General features: G+C 67.5%; 23 protein-coding genes. 10 read left to right on the top strand and 13 right to left on the bottom strand.

Annotation, left to right across the window (positions count from 1 at the left end):
- Positions 1–83 precede the first annotated feature (83 nt).
- The gene (serA, locus tag AC13GA_RS19365) at positions 84–1,325 is read right to left on the bottom strand and encodes a phosphoglycerate dehydrogenase (RefSeq protein ID WP_482998778.1); all 1,242 of its coding nucleotides are present in this window, start codon (positions 1,323–1,325) and stop codon (positions 84–86) included.
- 170 nt (positions 1,326–1,495) lie between these two features.
- Here serA and AC13GA_RS19360 point away from each other — a divergent pair, with 170 nt between their 5' ends.
- The 3 genes from AC13GA_RS19360 (at position 1,496) to AC13GA_RS19350 (ending at position 5,083) form a co-directional block, all read left to right on the top strand.
- Positions 1,496–2,884 (top strand): FAD-binding oxidoreductase, encoded by a 1,389-nt coding sequence (locus AC13GA_RS19360; protein WP_482998777.1) that lies wholly within the window; start codon positions 1,496–1,498, stop codon positions 2,882–2,884.
- A 62-nt stretch (positions 2,885–2,946) separates the two neighbouring features.
- Positions 2,947–3,246 (top strand): DUF2388 domain-containing protein, encoded by a 300-nt coding sequence (locus tag AC13GA_RS19355; RefSeq protein ID WP_046983720.1) that lies wholly within the window; start codon positions 2,947–2,949, stop codon positions 3,244–3,246.
- Between the two features lie 10 nt (positions 3,247–3,256).
- Positions 3,257–5,083, top strand: coding sequence for a DUF7844 domain-containing protein (locus tag AC13GA_RS19350; RefSeq protein WP_482998776.1), 1,827 nt, complete (start codon positions 3,257–3,259; stop codon positions 5,081–5,083).
- Here AC13GA_RS19350 and AC13GA_RS19345 read toward each other — a convergent pair.
- Complete coding sequence (locus AC13GA_RS19345; RefSeq protein WP_046983722.1) at positions 5,061–6,137, bottom strand: ATP-binding protein; 1,077 nt, start codon at positions 6,135–6,137, stop codon at positions 5,061–5,063. The two genes, AC13GA_RS19350 and AC13GA_RS19345, sit on opposite strands and share 23 nt — an antisense overlap.
- A complete protein-coding gene (locus tag AC13GA_RS19340) occupies positions 6,137–6,853 on the bottom strand; it encodes a response regulator (RefSeq protein ID WP_136639671.1) in 717 nt (238 codons plus the stop codon). The genes AC13GA_RS19345 and AC13GA_RS19340 overlap by 1 nt, the downstream gene beginning before the upstream one ends.
- Positions 6,854–6,983: 130 nt before the next feature.
- On the opposite strand from AC13GA_RS19340, the gene AC13GA_RS19335 reads away from it, so the two are divergent.
- From AC13GA_RS19335 to AC13GA_RS19320, 4 genes are all read left to right on the top strand, one after another.
- The gene (locus AC13GA_RS19335; RefSeq protein ID WP_482998775.1) at positions 6,984–8,132 is read left to right on the top strand and encodes an efflux RND transporter periplasmic adaptor subunit; all 1,149 of its coding nucleotides are present in this window, start codon (positions 6,984–6,986) and stop codon (positions 8,130–8,132) included.
- 37 nt (positions 8,133–8,169) lie between these two features.
- On the top strand, positions 8,170–11,319 hold the full coding sequence (locus tag AC13GA_RS19330; protein WP_482998774.1) for a multidrug efflux RND transporter permease subunit: 3,150 nt from the start codon (positions 8,170–8,172) through the stop codon (positions 11,317–11,319).
- The gene (locus AC13GA_RS19325; RefSeq protein ID WP_046985646.1) at positions 11,300–11,692 is read left to right on the top strand and encodes a nuclear transport factor 2 family protein; all 393 of its coding nucleotides are present in this window, start codon (positions 11,300–11,302) and stop codon (positions 11,690–11,692) included. Before AC13GA_RS19330 ends, AC13GA_RS19325 begins: the two co-directional genes overlap by 20 nt.
- An 83-nt stretch (positions 11,693–11,775) precedes the next feature.
- Complete coding sequence (locus AC13GA_RS19320) at positions 11,776–12,474, top strand: COG3650 family protein (protein ID WP_447781361.1); 699 nt, start codon at positions 11,776–11,778, stop codon at positions 12,472–12,474.
- Between the two features lie 36 nt (positions 12,475–12,510).
- On the opposite strand, the gene AC13GA_RS19315 is transcribed toward AC13GA_RS19320, so the two are convergent.
- From AC13GA_RS19315 to AC13GA_RS19290, 6 genes are all read right to left on the bottom strand, one after another.
- The gene (locus AC13GA_RS19315; protein WP_482998773.1) at positions 12,511–12,663 is read right to left on the bottom strand and encodes a hypothetical protein; all 153 of its coding nucleotides are present in this window, start codon (positions 12,661–12,663) and stop codon (positions 12,511–12,513) included.
- Positions 12,664–12,734: 71 nt separating this feature from the next.
- Positions 12,735–13,301: an elongation factor P-like protein YeiP gene (gene yeiP, locus AC13GA_RS19310; RefSeq protein ID WP_005409468.1), complete on the bottom strand. Its 567-nt coding sequence runs from the start codon at positions 13,299–13,301 to the stop codon at positions 12,735–12,737.
- Positions 13,302–13,350: 49 nt separating this feature from the next.
- Entirely contained in the window at positions 13,351–14,121 is a 771-nt protein-coding gene (locus tag AC13GA_RS19305; RefSeq protein WP_136639666.1) for an SDR family oxidoreductase, read from the bottom strand.
- A gap of 100 nt (positions 14,122–14,221) precedes the next feature.
- Positions 14,222–15,118: a hydroxymethylglutaryl-CoA lyase gene (locus AC13GA_RS19300; RefSeq protein WP_482998772.1), complete on the bottom strand. Its 897-nt coding sequence runs from the start codon at positions 15,116–15,118 to the stop codon at positions 14,222–14,224.
- Positions 15,115–15,516, bottom strand: a complete 402-nt coding sequence (locus tag AC13GA_RS19295; protein ID WP_046985651.1) for a VOC family protein — start codon at positions 15,514–15,516, stop codon at positions 15,115–15,117. Before AC13GA_RS19295 ends, AC13GA_RS19300 begins: the two co-directional genes overlap by 4 nt.
- Before the next feature lie 2 nt (positions 15,517–15,518).
- Entirely contained in the window at positions 15,519–16,307 is a 789-nt protein-coding gene (locus AC13GA_RS19290) for an enoyl-CoA hydratase/isomerase family protein (protein ID WP_046985652.1), read from the bottom strand.
- Positions 16,308–16,426: 119 nt separating this feature from the next.
- Here AC13GA_RS19290 and AC13GA_RS19285 point away from each other — a divergent pair, with 119 nt between their 5' ends.
- From AC13GA_RS19285 to AC13GA_RS19275, 3 genes are read left to right on the top strand one after another with little or no spacing between them, the layout of a single operon-like run.
- Positions 16,427–16,681 (top strand): FeoA family protein, encoded by a 255-nt coding sequence (locus AC13GA_RS19285; protein WP_046985653.1) that lies wholly within the window; start codon positions 16,427–16,429, stop codon positions 16,679–16,681.
- Positions 16,678–18,543 carry a ferrous iron transporter B gene (feoB, locus tag AC13GA_RS19280; RefSeq protein WP_136639664.1) on the top strand — a complete coding sequence of 622 codons (1,866 nt, stop codon included), beginning with the start codon at positions 16,678–16,680 and terminating at the stop codon, positions 18,541–18,543. Before AC13GA_RS19285 ends, feoB begins: the two co-directional genes overlap by 4 nt.
- Positions 18,543–18,797 (top strand): DUF6587 family protein, encoded by a 255-nt coding sequence (locus AC13GA_RS19275; RefSeq protein WP_482998771.1) that lies wholly within the window; start codon positions 18,543–18,545, stop codon positions 18,795–18,797. Before feoB ends, AC13GA_RS19275 begins: the two co-directional genes overlap by 1 nt.
- An 88-nt stretch (positions 18,798–18,885) precedes the next feature.
- Here AC13GA_RS19275 and AC13GA_RS19270 read toward each other — a convergent pair whose 3' ends face one another.
- The 4 genes from AC13GA_RS19270 to AC13GA_RS19255 form a co-directional block, all read right to left on the bottom strand.
- Positions 18,886–19,347 (bottom strand): DUF4304 domain-containing protein, encoded by a 462-nt coding sequence (locus tag AC13GA_RS19270; RefSeq protein WP_482998770.1) that lies wholly within the window; start codon positions 19,345–19,347, stop codon positions 18,886–18,888.
- A 157-nt stretch (positions 19,348–19,504) separates the two neighbouring features.
- Positions 19,505–20,086 (bottom strand): NAD(P)H-dependent oxidoreductase, encoded by a 582-nt coding sequence (locus AC13GA_RS19265; protein WP_136639662.1) that lies wholly within the window; start codon positions 20,084–20,086, stop codon positions 19,505–19,507.
- Between the two features lie 55 nt (positions 20,087–20,141).
- Positions 20,142–20,537, bottom strand: coding sequence for a MerR family transcriptional regulator (locus AC13GA_RS19260; RefSeq protein WP_046985657.1), 396 nt, complete (start codon positions 20,535–20,537; stop codon positions 20,142–20,144).
- Positions 20,538–20,541: 4 nt separating this feature from the next.
- On the bottom strand, positions 20,542–21,303 hold the full coding sequence (locus AC13GA_RS19255) for a 3-oxoacyl-ACP reductase (protein ID WP_482998769.1): 762 nt from the start codon (positions 21,301–21,303) through the stop codon (positions 20,542–20,544).
- Between the last annotated feature and the right edge of the window lie 88 nt (positions 21,304–21,391).

The raw sequence follows: 21,391 nt of genomic DNA, 5'->3' as shown, positions 1-21,391 counted from the left end.
TCAACGCCCGCAAAAGGGATGCGGAGGCCCAGATGGCCTCCGCCTGACAAGACAGTTGCTACAAGTGCACGGCGGGATCCGCGTCAATACAGGATGCGCGTGCGCAGCGTACCCGGAATCGCGGCCAGCTCGTCGCGCACCGCAGCAGCCTGTTCCTCGCTGGCGGTGATATCGATCACCACGTAGCCCACCTTCGGGTCGGTGCGCAGGAACTGGCCGTCGATGTTGACGTTGTGGCGCGAGAAGATCTCGTTGACCTTGGACAGCACGCCCGGCACGTTCTGGTGGATGTGCAGCAGGCGCAGGCTATCGGCGTGCTCGGGCAGGGTCACTTCCGGGAAGTTGACCGCCGACAGGGTGCTGCCGTTGTCGCTGTAGCGCACCAGCTTGGCCGCTACTTCAATGCCGATGTTGTCCTGTGCTTCCAGCGTGCTGCCACCCACGTGCGGAGTCAGGATCACGTTGTCGTGGCGGGTCAGTGACGATTCGAAGATATCGCCATTGCCCTTCGGCTCGACCGGGAACACGTCCAGCGCTGCGCCGCCGAGGTGGCCGCTGGCCAGGGCTGCATCCAGCGCATCGATGTCGACCACGGTGCCGCGCGCGGCGTTGATCAGGTGCGTGCCCTTGCGCATCTTCGCCAGCTCGGTGCTGCCGATCATCCACTGTGTGGACGGGGTTTCCGGCACATGCAGGGTGACGATGTCGGCGCGTGCCAGCAGGTCGTCCAGGCTGGCGGCCGCACGGGCATTGCCCAGTGACAGCTTGGTTTCCACGTCGTGGAAGATCACCTGCATGCCCAGCGATTCGGCCAGCACACCCACCTGGGTGCCGATGTGGCCATAGCCGATGATGCCCAGTGTCTTGCCGCGCACCTCATGGCTGCCGCTGGCCGACTTCGACCAGCCGCCGCGATGGCATTCGGCGTTCTTCTGCGGAATGCCGCGGGTCAGCATGATCGCCTCGGCGATCACCAGTTCGGCCACGCTGCGGGTGTTGGAGTAGGGTGCGTTGAACACCGGGATGCCGGCCAGTTCGGCCGCGTCCAGGTCGACCTGGTTGGTGCCGATGCAGAAGCAGCCCACCGCGATCAGACGCTTGGCCTCGGCCAGCACTTCGGCGCTGAGCTGGGTGCGCGAGCGGATGCCGACGATGTGCGCCTCGGCGATGCGTGCCTTCAGTTCGTCCTCGGGCAGCGCCTTGGTGTGCGCTTCGATCTGGCTGTAGCCGGCGGCGCTGAACACCTCCACGGCGGTCTGGCTGACCCCCTCCAGCAACAGCACACGGATATCCTGCTTCGGGAACGAGGTCTTCTTCGGCGACATGGGGCAACACGGCCAGTGGGACAGGGGCTGACCACTATGCCAGATCGTGTCGCCCATGGTGCAGTGCGCAATTGGTTGCATCCGTAGCTATCTGCACGGCTGCGGGGGCTGGACGCTGGCGCGTGCCACTGGCACGCTTGCCCGTTCTTCACGCACCGCGCTGGACCGTCATGACCGATTCCCGCATTGCCTCGCTGCAGCAGGCCTGTCCCGGCCTGAAGCTGAAGACCGACCCGGCCGACCTGGAACATTACGGGCGCGACTGGACACGGCGCTGGACGCCGGCGCCGCTGGCTATCGCGCTGCCGGCCACGGTCGAGGAAGTGCGGGCGGTGATGCGTTGGAGTGCAGCCGAAGACGTGGCGGTGGTGCCGTCGGGTGGCCGCACCGGCCTGTCGGGCGGCGCGGTGGCCGCCAACGGCGAGCTGGTGCTCAGCCTGGAACGGATGAACAAGGCGCTGGCCTACGACGCGGTCGATCGCACCCTGGTAGTGCAGGCCGGCATGCCGCTGGAAGCCGTGCACAACGCCGCGCTGGACCACGGCCTGATCTACCCGGTGGATTTTGCCGCGCGCGGGTCCTGCACGATCGGCGGCAACATCGCCACCAATGCCGGCGGCATCCGCGTGATCCGCTACGGCAACACCCGCGAGTGGATCGCCGGGCTGAAGGTGGTCACGGCTGATGGCGAGTTGCTGGAGCTCAACAAGGGCCTGATCAAGAACTCCAGCGGCTATGACTTCCGCCAGCTGCTGATCGGCTCGGAAGGCACGCTGGGCGTGATCGTCGAGGCGACGGTGAAGCTGACCGACCCTCCGCCGGCCAGCAACGTGATGCTGTTGGCACTGCCCAGCTTCGACGTGCTGATGCAGGTATTTGCCGCGTTCCGCGCGCGCCTGCAGCTGCAGGCCTTCGAGTTCTTCACCGACCGGGCACTGGAGCACGTGCTGGCACATGGCGCACAGGCGCCGTTCGACCAAGTGCACCCGTATTACGTGGTGACCGAGTTCGCGGCCGGCGACGAGGCTCAGGAAGCGGCGGCGATGGCGGCCTTCGAGGACTGCATGGGTAATGGCTGGGTCAGCGACGGCGTGATCAGTGCCAGCGACGCCCAGGCCGCGCAGCTGTGGCGCCTGCGCGAGGGCATCACCGAATCGCTGGCGCGCTACAAACCCTACAAGAACGACGTTTCAGTGCGGATCTCGGCGATGCCGGCGTTCCTGGCCGAGACCCAGGCGCTGATCGGGCAGGCCTATCCGCATTTCGACGTGGTCTGGTTCGGCCATATCGGTGACGGCAATCTGCACATCAATGTGCTCAAACCCGACGACACCAGTGACGCTGATTTCGTGGCGCAATGCGAGCACGTAACCAAGCTGCTGGCACAGGTGCTGGCCCGCTTCGATGGCAGCATCTCGGCCGAGCACGGTATCGGTCTGGTCAAGAAGGGCTACCTGGACAGCACCCGCGGGCCGGCTGAGATCGCGCTGATGAAGGCGGTCAAACGCGCGTTCGATCCCCAAGCGCGGCTGAATCCCGGCAAGCTGTTCGGCGCCTGAGACGGGCAAATCCTTCACGTACCCGTTACGCTCCACGCATTCTCACAACCGGCTTCGAACCGATGACCCGTCCGCTTCTGCTGCTTGCCCTGCTGTCCCTGCCGCTGGCCGGCTTCGCTTCCAGCTTCGCTGGCACTTCGGCCGGCTCGGCCACCGGTGCGTCCTCCGGTTCGTCGGGCAGCAGCTCGGGCGATGACAAGGTGGTACTGGCTGCGCGCGACGATGCGGCTGCGTTCGTCGCCAGCGACGGCCAGATCCGTGGCGCCCGCCTGCAGGCGGCGCTGGTCCACCTGCGCGAGCAGAGCACCGCCGCACAGCAGCAGAGCGACCTGGAACTGGCCCGCACCCTGCTGGCGCGTTGATCCGGGCCGCATGACACCCGTGTTGAATGCCGCCGGGCATCGCCCGGCGCCACCGAAACGCGGGTGGCTTGTCGCATTGGCGTGGCTGGGCATTCCCGCGGCATATGCCGCTGACCGCCTGCAGCTGGACCCTGCCGGTCTCGACCCGGCGCAGCAGCAGCTCGCCCTCCAGACCCTGGCCGACGTGCAGTCGCTGTTGCCGCAAGGCCTGCTGCACGCCTTGCCTGCGCAGGTACGGGTGGCCTGGCGCGATGACCTGCCGGATGACGTGCACGGCCGAACCTTCGCCGGTCACATCGCGCTGCGCCGCGAGTTGCTGGATGACGGCATGCCCGGCGCCCGCCGTGCGCGCCGCAGTGCGCTGGTACACGAGCTGACCCATGTTGCCGACCGCAGTGGCGCGAACTGGTCGCGCAGTGCGCGTTGGCGGGACCTGGCGGGGTGGCAGCGCAAGCCGTGGCACCTCGGCCGTGGCGACAACGACTTCCGTGACCGTAGTCCGGATGTCTATGAACTGAAAAGTCCGGCCGAGTATCTGGCGGTGAACGCCGAGCATTTCGTGCTCGACAGTGAGTTCGCCTGCCGGCGACCGGCGCTGGCGCAGTGGTACCAGGCGCATTTTGGAGCGCCGCCTTCGCTGCCTCAGCCGCACTGCTCTACGACAATGCCGTTGCTGCAGGCCGAACCGGAAGAGGGCGCTGCATCGCTGCTGCAACTTGACCCGGCGCGCGTCTACGCGGTGGATTACCTGTTTGCCGAAGGCAGTGCCCAGCCGATGAGCCGCTGGGGCCACAGCATGCTTCGGTTGGTGATCTGCCGGCCTGACCGTGCGCCGGGGCCGGACTGTCGCCTGGACCTGGAGTACCACCGGGTACTGTCGTTCCGTGCGTTCGTCGGTGACGTGCAGATTTCCAACTGGCGTGGGCTGACCGGCGGTTATCCCTCGCGGCTGTTCGTGCTTCCGCTGCAGCAGGTTGTGGACGAGTACACCAAGGTCGAGCTGCGCGGGTTGCAATCGCTGCCGTTGCAGTTGGAGCGCAGCGAGATCGCCAGCCTGCTTGAGCGCACAGCACAGGTGCACTGGAGCTACGACGGGCGCTACTACTTCGTCAGCAACAACTGCGCGGTGGAAACCGCAAAGCTGTTGCAGGCCGGCGTGCCGAGGTTGGGCGAGGCAGGCCTGGCCCAGCTCAGCCCGCGTGGGTTGAAGCGGCGGCTGTCGCGGCTGCAGGTACTGGATGAGCAGGTGCTGGCTGATCGCGATTCAGCACAGGCGCAGGGTTACTACTTCGCCTCGGCACGCGACCACTACCAGCAGTTGTTCGGCGTGGCGGCAGCCCGGCTGGCATTGCCCGCACGTGATGTACGCGGCTGGTTGAAGCTGCCTGCACAGCAACGGGCACCGTGGTTGCTGAAGGGCGACCTGCGCGCCAGCGCCGGCCTGCTGCTGCTGGAACAGGCCGCACGGCGGCGTGCCGAGCTGCGCGCACGTGACGTGCTCAAGCGCCGGTTGCTGGCCGCGCCCGACAGCGCAGAAACCCGCAGCCTGCGTGGGTTGCTGGAGCAGAGCGGGCAATGGTTGCGCCCAGGAACGCTGCTGCGGGATGCCGGCTACGGGCTGCCGCTGGCCGACGAACAGGCGGTGCTGACCGAGGCCGTGTCCACCGCCAGCGCACAGGCGGTACCGGCGTGGCAGGCGCTGCGCGTGCAGCTGCGTCAGCAGCTGCCGGTGAAGCAACGCGATGAGATGGATGCGATCGATGCCAACCTGGCCAGGCTTGGCGCGCATCTGCGCGAACAGGCCGCTGCACCGGCTACTGGCGCGGCAGTTCGATGACGAAACGGCTGCCGCCGGCACTGCCCGGCGAGCAGTAGACGCGGCCGCCGTGCGCGTCTGCGATGGCCTTGACCACCGCCAGACCCAGCCCGCTGCCGCCGCCCTGGCGTGAGCGCGAGCCATCGGCGCGCATGAACGGGGTGAAGATATCGGCGTGCAAGGCCGGGTCGATGCCCGGGCCCTCGTCCTCGATCGCCACCTGCACATGGCCGGGCGTGTCGTGCACAGCAATCCGCACCTTGCCCGGGCTGGCGTAGCGGCGCGCGTTCTCCAGCAGTGCCAGCAATGCCTGGCGCAGCCGGGTCGGATCGCAATGGGCGGTGTGCTCCTCGCGGCTGGTTTCCAGTTCCAGCACGAAGCCGGCAGCGCGGAACTGGGGGTCGACCAGGGTCATCACCGAATGCACCTCGGCCACTACGTCGGTGCGCGCGCGGCGTACATCCAGCCGTGCATTGTCGGACAGGCTCAGCACGCGCAGATCTTCGATCAGGCGCGACAGGCCTTCGACCTGGGCAAGCAGGCTGCGGAACTGGGATTCGTCTGGCTGGAAGACTCCTTCGGCCAACCCTTGCAGGCGGCCGCGCAGGATCGTCACTGGTGTCCGCAGCTCATGGGCGATGGCCGCATGCCACATCGAACGTTCGCTCTCCATGTGCTGCAGGCGGCGCGCCATCGCATTGAAATCCTCGACCAGGGTGGCCACTTCGCCCGGCGAGTTTTCCTCGACGCTGGCGCGCGCGCCGAGGTCGCCGCCCGCGAGCGCGCGCACGCTGTCGACCAGTGAATTCAACGGTGACAGGATGCGGTGGGCAAGACGGAACGAGGCGGCGATGGCCAGTGCAAGGCCAGTCAGGATCACGCCGACCATCCATGCCAGTTCGGGGCCGGTCGGCAGCCAGCTTTCCGGCTCATCGGTAGTGCCGGGGAAGAATTCGACCAGCACTGCATACAGCAGCCAAGACGACAGGATCATCATCACGATGACGCCGATCACCATCAGCGACATCGAAACGATGATGTGGCGGCTGAGCCCGGAGCGGCGCAGTCGGGCCATCAGCGGTCGGCCATCAACCGGTAGCCGACACCGCGCACGCTGGCAGGAACGTTGACCATGCCAACTTCATCCAGCTTGCGGCGCAGCTTGCTGACATGGCTGTCGACCGTGCGCTCCAGCGCCTCGCTTTCCGGCAGGCATTCGTGCATCAATTCGCTGCGGCTGAAAATGCGGGTCGGCGCCAGCGCCATGCAGTGCAGCAGCTTGAACTCGGTGAGCGTGAGCAGCACCTCGTGGCTGTAGCCTTCGCCCTCGACGTGCACGGCATGGGTGGCCGAATCGATCAGCAGCGGGCCCACGCGCAGTGCGGTGGGCGCGTCCACGCGCGAGGTGCGCAGCGTACGCCGCAGCACGGCACGCACGCGCGCCGCCACTTCGGCGGGATTGAACGGCTTGACCACATAGTCGTCGGCGCCCATGCGCAGCGCGGTCAGCTTGTCCAGGTCCTGGTCCAGTGCAGTCAGCATTATCACTGGCGTCTCGCCGCGCTGGCGCAGCTGGGTCAACACGCTCCATCCATCCAGGCGCGGCAGCTGCACATCGAGCAGGACCAGGTCGGGGCGGGCGCTGCGATGCAGGTCCAGCGCACTGTGGCCATCGGCGGCACGGAGCGTGCGCAGTCCTTCGCGTTCGAGGTAGGCGGTGAGAATGTCGGCGATCTCGCCCTCATCCTCAACGATCAGGACGAGGGCGGCGAGGGCAGGGGAGGCTTGCATGCGGGGGGCGGGGCCTTAAGGTGCTTGCCTCCATCGTATCTCCACAGTTCCTCCATCGAAACCCCATCATCGCCACGCAGACTGCACGCTTCAGAACCTATCAGCCGCCTGCGCGGCATTGTGCACAACAATGAGAACCTTCAGGACTCCGGTCGCGTTGATCGCGGCCCTCGCCCTGGCCATGACGGCCTGTTCCTCTCCCGACGCCACGCCCGAAGCCGCACCGCGCGTCAGCGTGGTCACTGTCGGCCCGCAGGTGGTGCAGCGTGACGACGAGCTGCCCGGCCGCGTGGCCGCGGTACGTACCGCGCAGATCCGCGCCCAGGTGGGCGGCATCGTGCAACGCCGGCTGTTCGACCAGGGCGCGGAAGTCAGCGCCGGCGAGGCGCTGTTCCAGATCGATCCGGCCGCGTTCAAGGCCGACGTCGATTCGGCATTGGCCGCGCTGCAGCGCAGCGAGGCGGCACTGGGCCGCAGCCGCGTGCAGTCGCAGCGCCTGCAGGCACTGGCCGCCGCACAGGCCGTCAGCCAGCAGCACCGCGACGATGCCAGTGCCGAGTACGAACAGGCCCGTGCCGCCGTCAACGAAGCGCGCGCGATCCTCTCCCGCCGGCAGCTGGACCTGCGCTATGCGACGGTCAGCGCGCCGATTGCCGGCCGCATCGACCAGGCGCTGGTGACCGAAGGTGCGCTGGTCGGCGTGGCCGATGCCGAGCCGATGGCGGTGGTACAGCAGATCGACCAGGTCTACGTCGATGTGCGCCAGCCGGCGGCCCAGCTTGAATCGCTGCAGCGCAGCGCCGCCGGTGGCGGCGAGTTGCCGGTGACCATCATCGGCGCCGCCGGCAAGCCGATGCCTGAGCGCGGACAGCTGCTGTTCTCCGGCATAAACGTCGACGCGCGCACCGGTGACGTGATCCTCCGCATCCTGGTCGACAACCCGGATCGTCAGTTGCTGCCCGGGATGTATGTGCGTGCCCGGGTGCCGCGTGGCGCGCCGGCCAGTGCATTGACCGTGCCGCAGCAGGCGGTGTTGCGCAGTGCTGGCGGCCAGGCGTACGCCTGGGTGATCGGTGGCGATGGCAAGGCAGTGATCCGCACGCTGGAGGTCGACGGTAGCGTTGATCGCCAGTGGCTGGTGAGGCATGGCCTGAAGGCCGGCGAGAAGGTGGTGGTCGAGGGCCAGGAGCGCCTGCAGGAAGGCGTGGTGGTCGATGCGCGCGACTGGCGGATGCCGGTCGCCGGCGCCGGTGCGGTGCAGGCCGGCAGCAAGGGCTGAGCCTGTCCCGGGCCAGCCCCTCCAGGAAAAATCCAACATGGCACGTTTCTTCATCGATCGCCCGGTGTTCGCCTGGGTACTGGCGATCTTCATCATCCTGGCCGGTGTGCTGGCGATCCCGCGGCTGGCGGTGGAACGCTATCCGGCGGTTGCGCCGCCCAGCGTCAGCATCTACGCCAGCTACCCGGGTGCGAGCCCGCAGACGCTGAATGACGCGGTGGTCGGCCTGATCGAGCGCGAGCTGTCCAGCGTCAAGCACCTGCTGTACTTCGAATCGTCGGTGGATACCTCCGGTGAGGCCTCGATCACCGCCACGTTCAAGCCCGGCACCAATCCGGAGCTGGCGCAGGTGGACGTGCAGAACCGGATCAAGGCGATCGAGCCGCGCCTGCCGCGCAGCGTGCGACAGAACGGCCTGTTCGTGGAGGCTGCCGATTCCGGCTTCCTGATGCTGGTCGGCCTGCGTTCGCCGGATGCCAGCGTGAGTGAGGCAGCGCTGGGTGACTTCATGGCGCGCAACATCATCGAAGAGCTGCGGCGCATCGATGGCGTCGGCCGTGTGCAGCTGTTCGGTGCCGAGCAGGCGATGCGGGTGTGGCTGGACCCGACCCGGTTGACCGGCTACGGGCTGACCATGGGTGATGTGGCCAGCGCCATCGAGCAGCAGAACCTGGAGATCTCGCCAGGGCGCATCGGTGATTCGCCGGGCGTGCCAGGCCAGCGCATCACCGTGCCGCTCAGCGCCGACGGCCAGCTGTCCACGCCGGAACAGTTCGCGGCGATCGTGCTGCGTGCCGGCGCCGATGGTTCGCGAGTGCTGCTGGGTGACGTCGCCCGCATCGAGCTGGGTGCGCAGAGCTACGCCTGGGGCACCCGCGAGGACGGCCATCCGGCGACGGCGGTCGGCGTGCAGCTGCGCCCCGGAGCCAACGCAGTACGGACCGCCTCGGCGGTGCGCGAGCGCATGGCCGAGCTGGCGCCGCTGCTGCCGCGTGGCGTGCAGTCGAGCATTCCGTTCGACACCGCGCCGTTCGTCAAGATCTCGATCCAGAAGGTGGTGCAGACGCTGCTGGAAGCGATGCTGCTGGTGTTCGCGGTGATGTACCTGTTCCTGCAGAACTGGCGCTACACGCTGATCCCGGCGCTGGTCGCGCCGATCGCGCTGCTCGGCACCTTCGCGGTGATGCTGGCGCTGGGCTTCTCGATCAACGTGCTGACCATGTTCGGCATGGTGCTGGCGATCGGCATCATCGTCGACGACGCGATCGTGGTGGTCGAGGGCGTGGAGCGGATCATGGCCGAGGAAGGCCTGCCGCCGCGCGAGGCGACCATCAAGGCGATGCGCGAGCTGACCGGTGCGGTGATCGGCATCACCCTGGTGCTGACCGCCGTGTTCATCCCGATGGCCTTGGCCAGTGGCTCGGTGGGCGCGATCTACCGTCAGTTCACCGTGGCGATGGCGGTGTCGATCCTGTTCTCGGCGCTGCTCGCGTTGAGCCTGACGCCGGCGTTGTGCGCGACGCTGCTGCGCCCGAACACCCATGGCCACCATGGTCGTGGCGGGCTGTTTGGTGCCTTCAATCGTGGCTTCGAGAGAATGACCGGGCGCTACCAGCGTGGCGTGGCTTCGGTGCTGCAGCGCAGTGGGCGGGTGATGGGCGTGTTCGCCGCACTGGTGGTGGCACTGCTGCTGGGCCTGCACTGGTTGCCGGGTGCGTTCCTGCCAGAAGAAGACCAGGGCTATTTCATGACCTCGATCCAGCTGCCGGCCGAAGCCACCGCCGAGCGCACGCTGGCCGTGGTCGAAGCCTACGAACAGCATGTGGCGTCACGCCCGGGCATTGGCTCCAACCAGTCGATCCTCGGCTACAGCTTCTCCGGTTCCGGCCCGAGCGCGGCACTGACCTATACCATGCTGAAGGACTGGGGCGAGCGTGCAGGGGCCACCGCAGCCGGCGAAGTGGAGGCCGCGCAGAAGGCGATGGCGACGATTGCCGAGGGCGAGGTGATGAGCGTGATGCCGCCGGCCATCGACAGCCTGGGGCGTTCGTCCGGCTTCTCGCTGGCGCTGCAGGCGCGCACCGGGCAGGGCCAGGCAGAGCTGCGCGCGGCCCTGCAGCGGCTGCTGAAACTGGCCGAGGCCAGCCCGCTGCTGTCGGAGGTGCATGCCGATGGCCTGCCGGCCGGCACCAGCGTGCGGCTGGACATCGATCGGGCCAAGGCCGAGGCGATGGGCGTGGGTTTCGCCGATATCAGCAGCACGCTGTCGGCAGCGATGGGCTCGCAGTACGTCAACGACTTCCCCAACAAGGGACGGCTGCAGCAGGTGATCCTGCAGGCCGACGCCTCGCACCGGATGGAACTGGAGGACGTGCTGAAGCTCTATGTGCGCAACAGCGAAGGCGGCATGGTGGCGTTGTCCGAGCTGGTGACCCCGCACTGGACCGAGGCACCGCTGCAGCTGCAGCGCTATCTCGGTTTCCCGGCGCTGAACCTGTCCGGTGCACCGGCATCCGGTGTTTCCACCGGCCAGGCGATGGCGGAAATGGAGCGCCTGGCCAGGCAGCTGCCGTCCGGCTTCGCCCTGCAATGGACCAGCCAGTCGCTGCAGGAACGCGAATCCGGCGCACAGGCGCCGTGGCTGTTGCTGCTGTCGATGCTGGTGGTGTTCCTGGTGCTGGCGGCGCTGTACGAGAGCTGGTCGATTCCGCTGGCGGTGATGCTGGTGGTACCGCTGGGCCTGCTTGGTGCGGTCGTGGCGGTGTTGCTGCGCGACATGCCCAACGACGTGTTCTTCAAGGTCGGCATGATCACGGTGATCGGGCTGTCGGCGAAGAACGCGATCCTCATCGTCGAGTTCGCACGCCAGCTGCAGCAGCAGGGCCGGGGCCTGGTGGAAGCGGCGCTGGAGGCGGCACGGCTGCGCCTGCGGCCGATCGTGATGACCTCGCTGGCGTTCGCGCTGGGCGTGGTGCCGCTGATGCTGGCGCAGGGCGCATCGAAGGAAACCCAGCAGGCGATCGGGACCGGCGTGTTCGGCGGCATGGTCAGCGCGACCGTGCTGGCGGTGTTCTTCGTGCCGGTCTTCTATGTAGTGGTGCAGGGCGCGCGGCAGTGGATCGCGCAGCGCCTGCACAGACGCCGGCCGACGCCGGAAGGATCCGTGGATGGAACGGAACATCGTTGACGATCTGCATGAACTGCAATTGAGGGCGCTGGAGCAGCGCCTGTGCGAAGCGCTGTTGGGCGATGATCACGATGCGCTGACCGCGCTGGTATCGCCGGCCTTGTTCATGATGGACGGGCAGGGTGGGCGCATGCTCGACCTGCCGTGGTTGCGCGAGTGGCTGGGCGGCCGCCTGCAGGTGCATGGCCTGCAGTCCTGCGCGACGGAAACGCTGCTGTGTGGCCGCTTGGCGCTGCTGTCCAGCGACGTGCGCTTGTCGGTGCGTGAGCAGGGCCAGGAGCGCGAGCTGAAACTGCGCCTGCTGCGGGTCTGGACCTGCAGTTCCGGCGGCAGCGGCGCACAGTTGCTGTCGATGGCGGTGCTGGCCGCATGAACGCGGTCAGGCCGCTTTCAGGCCCCGCTCACCGGCAGGTGGTAGGGTCGAACATCTATGTAGTGTCGACAAGGAGTCGAGCCATGCGTGTAGTTCCCAGTCTGTTGGCAGCCTCCCTGGGGTTGGTGCTGGCCGCGTGCCAGCCGGCCCAGCCGCCCGTCGCGGGCAGCAGCAACCCCGAACCGGCTGCTCCTCAGCCAGGTGCCAGTACCGGCGCCAGTGTCGGTAGCGAGACCACCTATCGCTGTGGCGATCTGGACGTGCGCGCGACCTTCAATGGCGAGGATGCGGCCACGGTGGTGATCGGCGACCGTACCTTCGCCATGACCTCCGAGCGTGCGGCTTCCGGCGCCAAGTACGGTGATGGCCAGGGCAACACCTTCTGGACCAAGGGCAGCGATGACGGCCTGCTGAGCCTGAAGGGTGAGGCCGACCGCGAGTGCCATGCGGTGGAAGCCACCGAGGGCGATGGCAGCGCCGGCAATGCCGCGTTCCGTGCCACCGGCAACGAGCCGGGCTGGCTGGCCATCGTTGACGGCGACACGCCCGGTCTTCAAGTGGAAGTCGACTATGGCGAGCGTCGCTTCGACGTCGCCAAGCCCACCGAAGGTGCTGACGGCTGGAGCGGCAAGGCGTCCGATGGCACCGACGTCAAGCTCAGCTTCCAGCGTACTACCTGCCAGGACGACATGAGTGGCGAGGCGTTCGATGCCAAGGTGAACCTGACCATCGGCACCCGCCAGTATCACGGTTGCGGCAACTTCGGCGCGAAGCAGCTGTAAGGCATCTGTAGAGCCGAGCCCACGCTCGGCTCTACATCACGAGGGGTCAGCCCCGCAGGGCTTCAGGTCGAGATCGAAGTCCAGGTCATAGCGGCTGTTGATCCCGATCAGCGCTTTGCGGATCGCACAGTCACCGCGATGGCGCGCGACCAAGCCGGCGAAGATCTTCTCGCGGCCCTCGCAGTGCATCGGCCGTGCTGTCCGTTGCCTGCGGCGAACACGCCGCAAGCAGGGACAGGCAACCGATCAGCGCAAGGCGCTTAGTCGGCACGGCCAGCGAATTCGCCGGTGGCGGTGTTCACCAGCACGCGCTCGCCGTTGACGATGTACTCCGGCACCATGATTTCGATGCCGGTGTTGAGCTTGGCCGGCTTCGGGCGCTTGGTGGCAGTGCCACCCTTCAATTCCGGCGGCGTCTCGATCACTTCCAGCACCACCGAGGCCGGCAGCTGGATCGCCACCGGCTGCTCGTCGATCACCTGCACGTAGATGCCGGTCAGGCCGTCGGTGATGTAGCCGGCGTCGTCGCCGATCACGTCCGCGTCCAGGGTGTAGGGGGTGTAGTCCTCGTCATCGAGGAACACGAACGCATCGCCGTCCTTGTACGAATAGGTGGACTGGCGGCGCAGCAGTTCGACCTCGACCAGGTTGTCGTCGGCATCGAAGCTGGCGTCGAGCTTGTTGCCGCCCGGCACGCTGTACATGATGAAGCGGAAGCGGACGTTGCCGCCGCGACCCTGCGGCGAGCTGCGCTCGATGTCGCGGATCTGGTACACGCCGTTGTTGTACTCGACGACGTTGCCCTTCTTGATGTCGTTGGCTTTCATGGTGATCTAGGTCGTTGGGGGAGGGCGCCGTCCCGGCGCCCGGGGGGAATCACTTCGGAGCGAGCCGGGTAGCGCCGTCCAGGCGGATGGTCTCGCCGTTGAGGTAGGTGTTGCCGAGGATGAAGCCGACCAGGCCGGCGAAGTCTTCCGGCTTGCCCAGGCGCGACGGGAACGGGATCGAGGCGGCCAGCGATTGCTGCACGGCTTCGGGCATGCCGTCGACCATCGGTGTCCAGAACACGCCCGGGGCGATAGTATTGACGCGGATGCCGAAGCGCGACAGTTCGCGCGCCATCGGCAGCGTCATCGACACCACGCCGCCCTTGCTGGCGGCATACGCGGCCTGGCCGATCTGGCCTTCGTAGGCAGCGATGCTGGCGGTGTTGATGATCACGCCGCGCTCGCCGTCCACGCCGGCTTCGTTGTGCTGCATGCGGTTGGCCGCAGCCTTGGCGATGTTGAAGCTGCCGACCAGGTTCACCATCACTGTGCCCTGGAAGCCGGCAAGCGGCATCGGGCCCTCCTTGCCGAGTACGCGGCCGGCACCGAGGATGCCGGCGCAGTTCATCGCGACGTTCAGGCCACCCAGGAAGTCGTGGGCCTGGTCGATGGCCGCAGCCACGGCTGCCTCATCGCTGACGTTGACGTTGAAATAGCGGGCCTTGTCGGCACCCAGCCCGGCAACGGCGGCAGCACCCTTGTCGTCGTTGAGGTCGAACAGGGCCACCTTGCCGCCCTGGGCGACGAGGTGCTGGGCCACGGCCAGGCCGAGGCCGGAGACGCCGCCAGTGATCACGGCACGTACGGAAGACAGCTGCATTGAACGGTCCTGCAGGTTCGAGAACCGCCGATTCTAACGGAAGCCGCGACCGCCGCTGTTGTGCACTGCGCCGCCTTTGCGGGGCGGCGCAGTGCGGTGGTCAACCGGCCGTTGCCAGCGCCTGCCCGGTGCGGCTGGCAGTGGCGCGGCCGAGCAGGCCGGCCAGCCAGCGGCCGGTCTCGGCCAGTGCCGGCAGGTCCACGCCGCTGTCCAGGCCCAGGCCCTGCAGCAGGTAGACCACGTCTTCGCTGGCGACATTGCCGCTGGCGCCCTTCGCATACGGGCAGCCACCGGCGCCGGACACGGCGCTGTCGACCACGCGCACGCCTTCTTCCAGGCAGGTGGCGATGTTGGCGATGGCCTGGCCGTAGGTGTCGTGGAAATGCACGGCCAGCGCCTCCATCGGGATCTCGGCAGCGACCGCCTGCAGCATCGCCCGTGCCTTGCGCGGGGTGCCGACGCCGATGGTGTCGCCCAGCGAGATTTCGTAACAGCCCATCTGGTGCAGGGCGCGTGCCACGCGCACCACGTCGGCCAGCGGTACCTCGCCCTGATAAGGGCAGCCGAGCACGGTGGAGACGTAGCCACGTACGCGCACGCCATCGGCGGCGGCGCGGCGCAGGATCGGCTCGAAGCGGGCCAGCGACTCGTCGATGCCGGCATTGGTGTTGGTGCGGTTGAAGGCTTCGGACGCGGCGGTGAACACCGCCACTTCCTCCACGCCCACCGCACGGGCGCGGTCGTAACCCTGTTCGTTCGGGACCAGCACCGGGTAGTGGATGCCCGGCCGGCGCTGGATGCCGGCATAGACCTCGGCGGCGTCGGCCAGCTGCGGGACCCACTTTGGGCTGACGAAGCTGGTCGCCTCGATGCTGCGCAGGCCAGTGGCCGACAGGCGGTTGATCAGTTCGATCTTGTCGGCGGTGGAGACCGACTGCTTTTCGTTCTGCAGGCCGTCACGCGGGCCGACCTCGACGATGCGGACGTGGTCGCTCATGCGGCCACCTCGCTGACGGGGCGATGGCAGACCGCTTCGATGTTGTTGCCATCAGGGTCGAGCACGAAGGCGCCGTAGTAATCCGGGTGGTACCACGGGCGCAGGCCCGGGGCACCGTTATCGCGGCCACCGGCGGCGAGCGCGGCGGCATGGAAGGCGTCCACCTGCGCGCGGCTGGCGCAGGCGAAGGCCACGTGCACGCCGTGGCTGGCGGTGCCGCCATTGCCAAGCCAGAAGAACGGCTTGCCGTCGCTGCCGAAGCCGATGTGGTCGTGGGCGCCGGTCTGTTCGGCGGTGACTTCCATCACCACGCCGATCTGCAGCGGTGCCAGTGCCTGCAGGAAGAAGGTCTTGCTGCGCGCCAGGTCGGCGCTGGTCAAACCAAGATGATCGAGCATGTTCAGGCTTCCGTGACCCAATGGGGGGCGCGCTTGTCGAGGAAGGCGCCCAGGCCCTCCTGGCCCTCGGCGGACACCCGCAGGCGCGCGATCAGGGCGGCATTATCGCGATCCAGGGCATCGCGGTCATGGCTGTCGCGGACCTGCCGCACCAGCTGTTTCGCTGACGACGAGGCGATCGGGCCGGCCTTGTCGAGCAGGGCCAGCTGGCGCTGCACAGCCTCGTCCAGGCGTTCCGGCTCGACCAGCTGGTGGACCAGGCCGATGCGCAGCGCGGTCTCGGCGTCGAAATGCTCGCCGGTGGCGAACCAGCGACGGGCCTGGCGCGGGCCGATGGCCTCGATCACATAGGGCGAGATCACCGCCGGCAGCAGGCCGAGACGGCTTTCAGTCAGGCCGAAGCGGGCCGAGCTGCTGGCGATGGCGATGTCGCAGCAGGCGACCAGGCCGACGCCACCGCCAAAGGCCGCGCCGTGGACCCGGGCCAGGGTCGGCTTGGGCAGTTCGTCCAGGGTACGCATCAGCCGTGCCAGCGCCAGCGAGTCCTCGCGGTTGTCGGCCTCGCTGGCGGCAGCCATACCGCGCATCCACTGCATGTCGGCACCGGCCGAGAATGAAGCACCGTGCCCGGCCACCACCACCGCGCGTACCGTGCTGTCGCGTCCGGCGGCTTCGAGTGCGGCGGTCAGCCGCGCTATCAGGCCGGCGTCAAAGGCGTTGTGCAGCTCCGGCCGGTTCAGCCAGAGGGTGAGGACGGCGCCACTGCGCTCGATCTGCAAAGCATCGTTCATGGGATTCCAGGGTCACTCCATACCTGTATGGATCATAGCGGGCCATTGGTCATGGGCCATGACGCGACGCGGGAATGTTAGAATCGAGAACCATTTACATCCAGCAGAGAATACGCTAGATGACGCTGTCCGAACTGCCGCTGCACACCTCGGCCGTGGTCGAGTCCGTGCAGGACCTCCATGCCAACGATGCCATCGCCCGTCGCCTGCGCGAGCTGGGTTTCGTGAAGGGCGAGGAAGTGCGCCTGGTGGCCAAGGGCCCGGTCGGTGGCGAGCCGCTGCTGGTGCAGGTCGGGTTCACTCGCTTCGCGCTGCGGATCAGTGAAGCCAAGCGCGTCGTGGTCGACGCCAACCGCCAGGAGCGTCGCGCATGACCGCTGCAGCCTCTACCGCACCGCTGCGCATTGCGCTGGTCGGTAACCCCAACAGCGGCAAGACCGCGCTGTTCAACCAGCTGACCGGCAGCCGCCAGAAGGTCGCCAACTACACCGGTGTCACCGTCGAGCGCAAGGAAGGCCGCCTGCGCGCGCCGTCTGGCCGTGAATTCGCAGTACTTGACCTGCCGGGCGCCTACAGCCTGCATCCGGCCAGCCTGGACGAGGCGATCACCCGTGATCTGTGCCGGGGCTTCTACCCGGGCGAAGCCGCACCGGACGTGCTGCTGTGCGTGATCGATGCCACCAACCTTCGCCTGCACCTGCGTTTCGCGCTGGAACTGCGCGAGCTGGGCAAGCCGATGGTGGTGGCGCTGAACATGGTCGATGCGGCCCAGCGCCGCGGCATCCAGGTGGATGTGGCCGCGCTGGAGCGCGAGTTGGGCGTGCCGGTGGTGGAGACCGTGGCGGTACGCAGGCAGGGTGCCAAGGCCCTGGTCGAGCGCCTCGACGCGATGGTGCCGCACCTGGACGCACCGGTGCCCGGCCCGGAGGGCGGCATCGACTACCACGCCAAGGTGCGCGAGATCCTGTCGGTGGCCGTGCGCATGCCGGCGCGCACTGCGAAGATCGACGACGCGCTGGACCGCTGGCTGCTGCACCCGGTGTTCGGCCTGATCAGCCTGGCGGTGGTGATGTTCCTGATCTTCCAGGCGGTGTACGCCTGGGCAACACCGTTGATGGACGGTATCGAGGCCGGTTTCGCCTGGCTTGGTGCCTTTGTCGGCAGCGTGCTGCCCGAAGGTCCGCTGGCCAGCCTGCTGACCGATGGCATCATCGCCGGCGTCGGTGGCGTGGTGGTGTTCCTTCCGCAGATCCTGATCCTGTTCTTCTTCATCCTGGTGCTGGAGGAATCCGGCTACCTGCCGCGTGCGGCGTTCCTGCTCGACCGCATGATGGCGGCCGCAGGCCTGTCCGGTCGCTCGTTCATCCCGCTGCTGTCCAGTTTCGCCTGCGCGGTGCCGGGCATCATGTCCACGCGCAGCATCCAGGACCCGCGTGACCGCCTGGCCACGATCCTGGTCGCGCCGCTGATGACCTGCTCGGCGCGCCTGCCGGTGTATGCGCTGCTGATTGGCGCGTTCATTCCGCAGAAGACGGTGTGGGGCGTGTTCAACCAGCAGGGCCTGGTGCTGTTCGGCCTGTATGCGGCCGGCATCCTCAGTGCGCTGGCGATGTCGTGGATCATGAAGAAGTGGCGCCGCGACAAGAGCGAGCACCCGCTGATGCTGGAGCTGCCGTCGTACCGCCTGCCGCATGTGCGCGATCTGGCGGTGGGCCTGTACGAGCGCGGCATGATCTTCCTCAAGCGCGTCGGCGGCATCATCCTGGCGCTGACCATCCTGCTGTGGGTGCTGCTGTCGTTCCCGGCGGCCCCGGTCGGCGCCACCATGCCGGCCATCGATTACAGCTACGCCGGCCAGATCGGCCATGCGATGGCGGTGTTCTTTGCGCCGCTGGGCTTCAACTGGCAGATCTGCATCGCGCTGATTCCGGGCCTGGCCGCGCGCGAAGTGGCGGTGTCTTCGCTGGCCACCGTGTACGCGCTGTCGGCGGCCGATGACGATGCCGCCAGCCAGGCACTGACCCCGCTGATCAGCGACGGCTGGTCGCTGGCCACCGCGCTGTCGCTGCTGGTCTGGTACATCTACGCCCCGATGTGCATCTCGACGCTGGCCACCATCAAGCGCGAGACCAATTCGTGGAAGACGATGGCCTTCTCGGCGTTCTACCTGTTTGCTGCGGCCTACGTGGCGGCGCTGATCACCTACCAGGTGACCAAGGCGCTGGGGGGCGGCTGATGGACGGCGGACTGCTGCTGCAGTACCTGATCATTGCGGTGGCCGTGCTGGTCAGTGCCTGGGTGGTGTTGAAGAAGCAGTTCCCCGGCACCGTGCGCAAGCTGCGTGGCGCGCTGGCGCTGGCCCTGCTGAAGCCGGGCCGCGCCGCCTGGATGCAGGCGCTGGGGCGAAAGATCGCGCCACCAGCGAGCGGAGGCAGTGGCGCCTGTGGCGGTTGCGACAGCTGCGGACCGCCGCCGCCCAAACAGCACTGACTCTGCCTTGGTAGGTGCGAGCCTTCGGCCGGTAGGTGCAGGCCTTCGCCCGGTGGGTGCGAACCTTGGTTCGCACGCTTTCCGGGGTTCAGACCTCCCTGCGGATGATTGCCCGGAAGCTTCCATCCTGATTCAATCGCCGCACCGACTCCCGGTCTCCATGGGTTGTCGCGAAGCTCGCCACGTCGGCAAGGGCGCCGAGCAGCAGGCCTTTCATCGCATCGCGATTGCCGGCCTCCAGCAGATCATCAAGATCCTGCTGGATGAAGGCCCGGCGCAGGCCTGGCGTCGCTTCGATCCGCCAGTCGACATGGGGCGTGGGAATGCTGGAGCGGTACCTGAAAGCCGTTTCAAGGTCGTCAGGTGCAAGGGGATACTCGAGCAGCTCTGGAAAGTAGAGCCCGGCATTCACATAGAAGCCCCGGCTTTCACTGGCGCGTTGGTGATTCACGACAAGCAGGGCGGCATCCAGCAAGCGGTAGCGGGTCGTCGACGTGCCGGCAAAGCCGGTCTTCCTTGCGCACTTGCTGAAGACAGTCGAGGATTTCATGGGCTTTGCCTGGGCCGGAAGAGGGCTCTCAGCCTTTAGGTGCAGCGCCTTGGGGTCAATTGGCAAACGCGACACGCGCAACGAGCGCCGCAGGTAGGTGCGAACTTTCCAGGTAGGTGCGAACCTTGGTTCGCACGCTTTACCCATGGCTGCGGATCTACCCGGCCCGCGCTCCCAGCTCCGCTGCCAGTGCCAGCCATTTGTTGCGTTGCGCCGGGCTGCTGCTGCGCACCGCCCCCAGCCGGCTGGCCCGCACCGGGCGGATGCCGCAGAACTCCAGGATGGTGGCGCGGATCTGGGTGATGCCCGGGTCGCGGTAGATCCAGCGGTAGTACCAGGGCGGCGTGTCCAGCGTGGTGATCACGCGCGCGCTGCGCCCGGCCAGCAATCGGTCCCACCACACCGAATCGCGCCGGTAGCGGAAGGCGTACCCCGGCAACAGCACACGATCGAAAAAGCCCTTCAGCAGCGCCGGCATCGCACCCCACCAGGTGGGATAGACCAGCACCAGGTGATCGCAGGCCTCGATCGCATCGGCGGCGTCCTGCAGATCGGCTTCCAGTGGCTGGATCTGGCGATAGCCATGGCGCAGCACGGGATCGAACTCAAGGTCACCAAGTGCGATCAGTCGCACCCGATGGCCGGCGTTCTCGGCGGCGGTGGCGTAGCGCTGGGCGAGGGCGCCGCACAGGCTGTCGCGGTCGGGATGGCCCAGCAGGATCAGGATGGAGCGGGACACGGCAACCTTGGGCAATGGAAAGTGCGCGAGGGTGCGGTCTGCCCCAGGGGCAGAGTCAAACACCGGTGGGGCAGCCGCTGGGTTGCAGGACGCAATCAGTGCCGCCGGAGTGCAGCCATCGCTGCAGTTCATCGCGGACCTGCCGCAGGGCAAGGTCGACCTGTTCCAGCCGCGCCCGCTCACTGGCAATGCGGGTGCGCTGCTGTTCCAGCAAGGCCAGTACCGCAGGCCAGTCGAGCCGTCCATCGCGACCCTGCAGGCCGGATATCGCGGCCAGGGTGATGCCCAGCCCCAACGCCTGGCGGATCAGTTGCACCCAGGCCACGTCCTGTTCGCTGTAGTCGCGATAGCGGTTCAGTCGTGGCACCGGTGGCAGCAGTCCGCGTGCCTCGTACAGGCGGATGGCCTTGGCGCTGGCCCCGGTCAGGCGGCTGACCTCGGAGATGCGCATCGGCTCAGTCCCGCACCAGCCCGCCGTCCACCACCAGGTTCTGGCCGGTCACCGCGCGCGACCAGGGGCTGGCGAAGAACAGCGCCGCATCGGCGAACTCGGCCGGGGTCGTGACGCTGCGCAGTGGTGTATTGGCGGCGATGTAGTCGAATACCGCTTCGGGCGTGGCGGCGCTGGCATCGGTGGTGCGCAGCAGGCCGCCGGACAGCATGTTGACGGTGATGCCGTGCGGGCCGAGGTCGCCTGCCAGAGTGCGGGTCAGCGACAGCAGCGCGGCCTTGGCGGCAGTGTAGTCGTGATAGGGCACCACCGGATTCTGGAACAGGTTGGTGCCGATGTTGATGACGCGACCGAAACGGCGCGCCTGCATCCCGGGCAGGGCGGCCTGCACGGTGTTCAGCGCACCGCGCACACTGCCTTCGAACTGTGCCTGGAAGGCCGGCCAGCCGATGTCGGCAGCGTTGTCGCGGGCGTCGCCATTGAACGAGAAGGCGGCCAGCGCGTTATTGACCACGGTGGTGACGCCCTGGCCGAAATGTGCCAGCGCGTGCTGCAGCATTGCATCGACCTGGGTGCGGTCGGTGACATCGGCCGGCAGCGCGATCGCCTGGCCACCCAGCTCGCTGGCCAGCGCACGTGCGACGGCCTCGCTGCGGTGATAGTTGATGATGACGCGGGCGCCCTGTGCGGCGAAGGCGCGGGCGATGTGCTGGCCAAGGCCGCGGCCGGCGCCGGTGACCAGCACCAGCTGTTCGCTGATCTGCATGGTGGAACTGCCATCCATTGCATGAAAGGGCATGCAGCGTAGCAGCGATGGCGCTTGCCGGAGCGGGTGTGCTGCCGCTAGCCTGCGG

This window comes from Stenotrophomonas sp. 22DLJC03 (assembly GCF_056861405.1).
The sequence above is the reverse complement of the archived record's forward strand: the minus strand, read 5'-3'. Positions and strand labels throughout refer to the sequence as shown.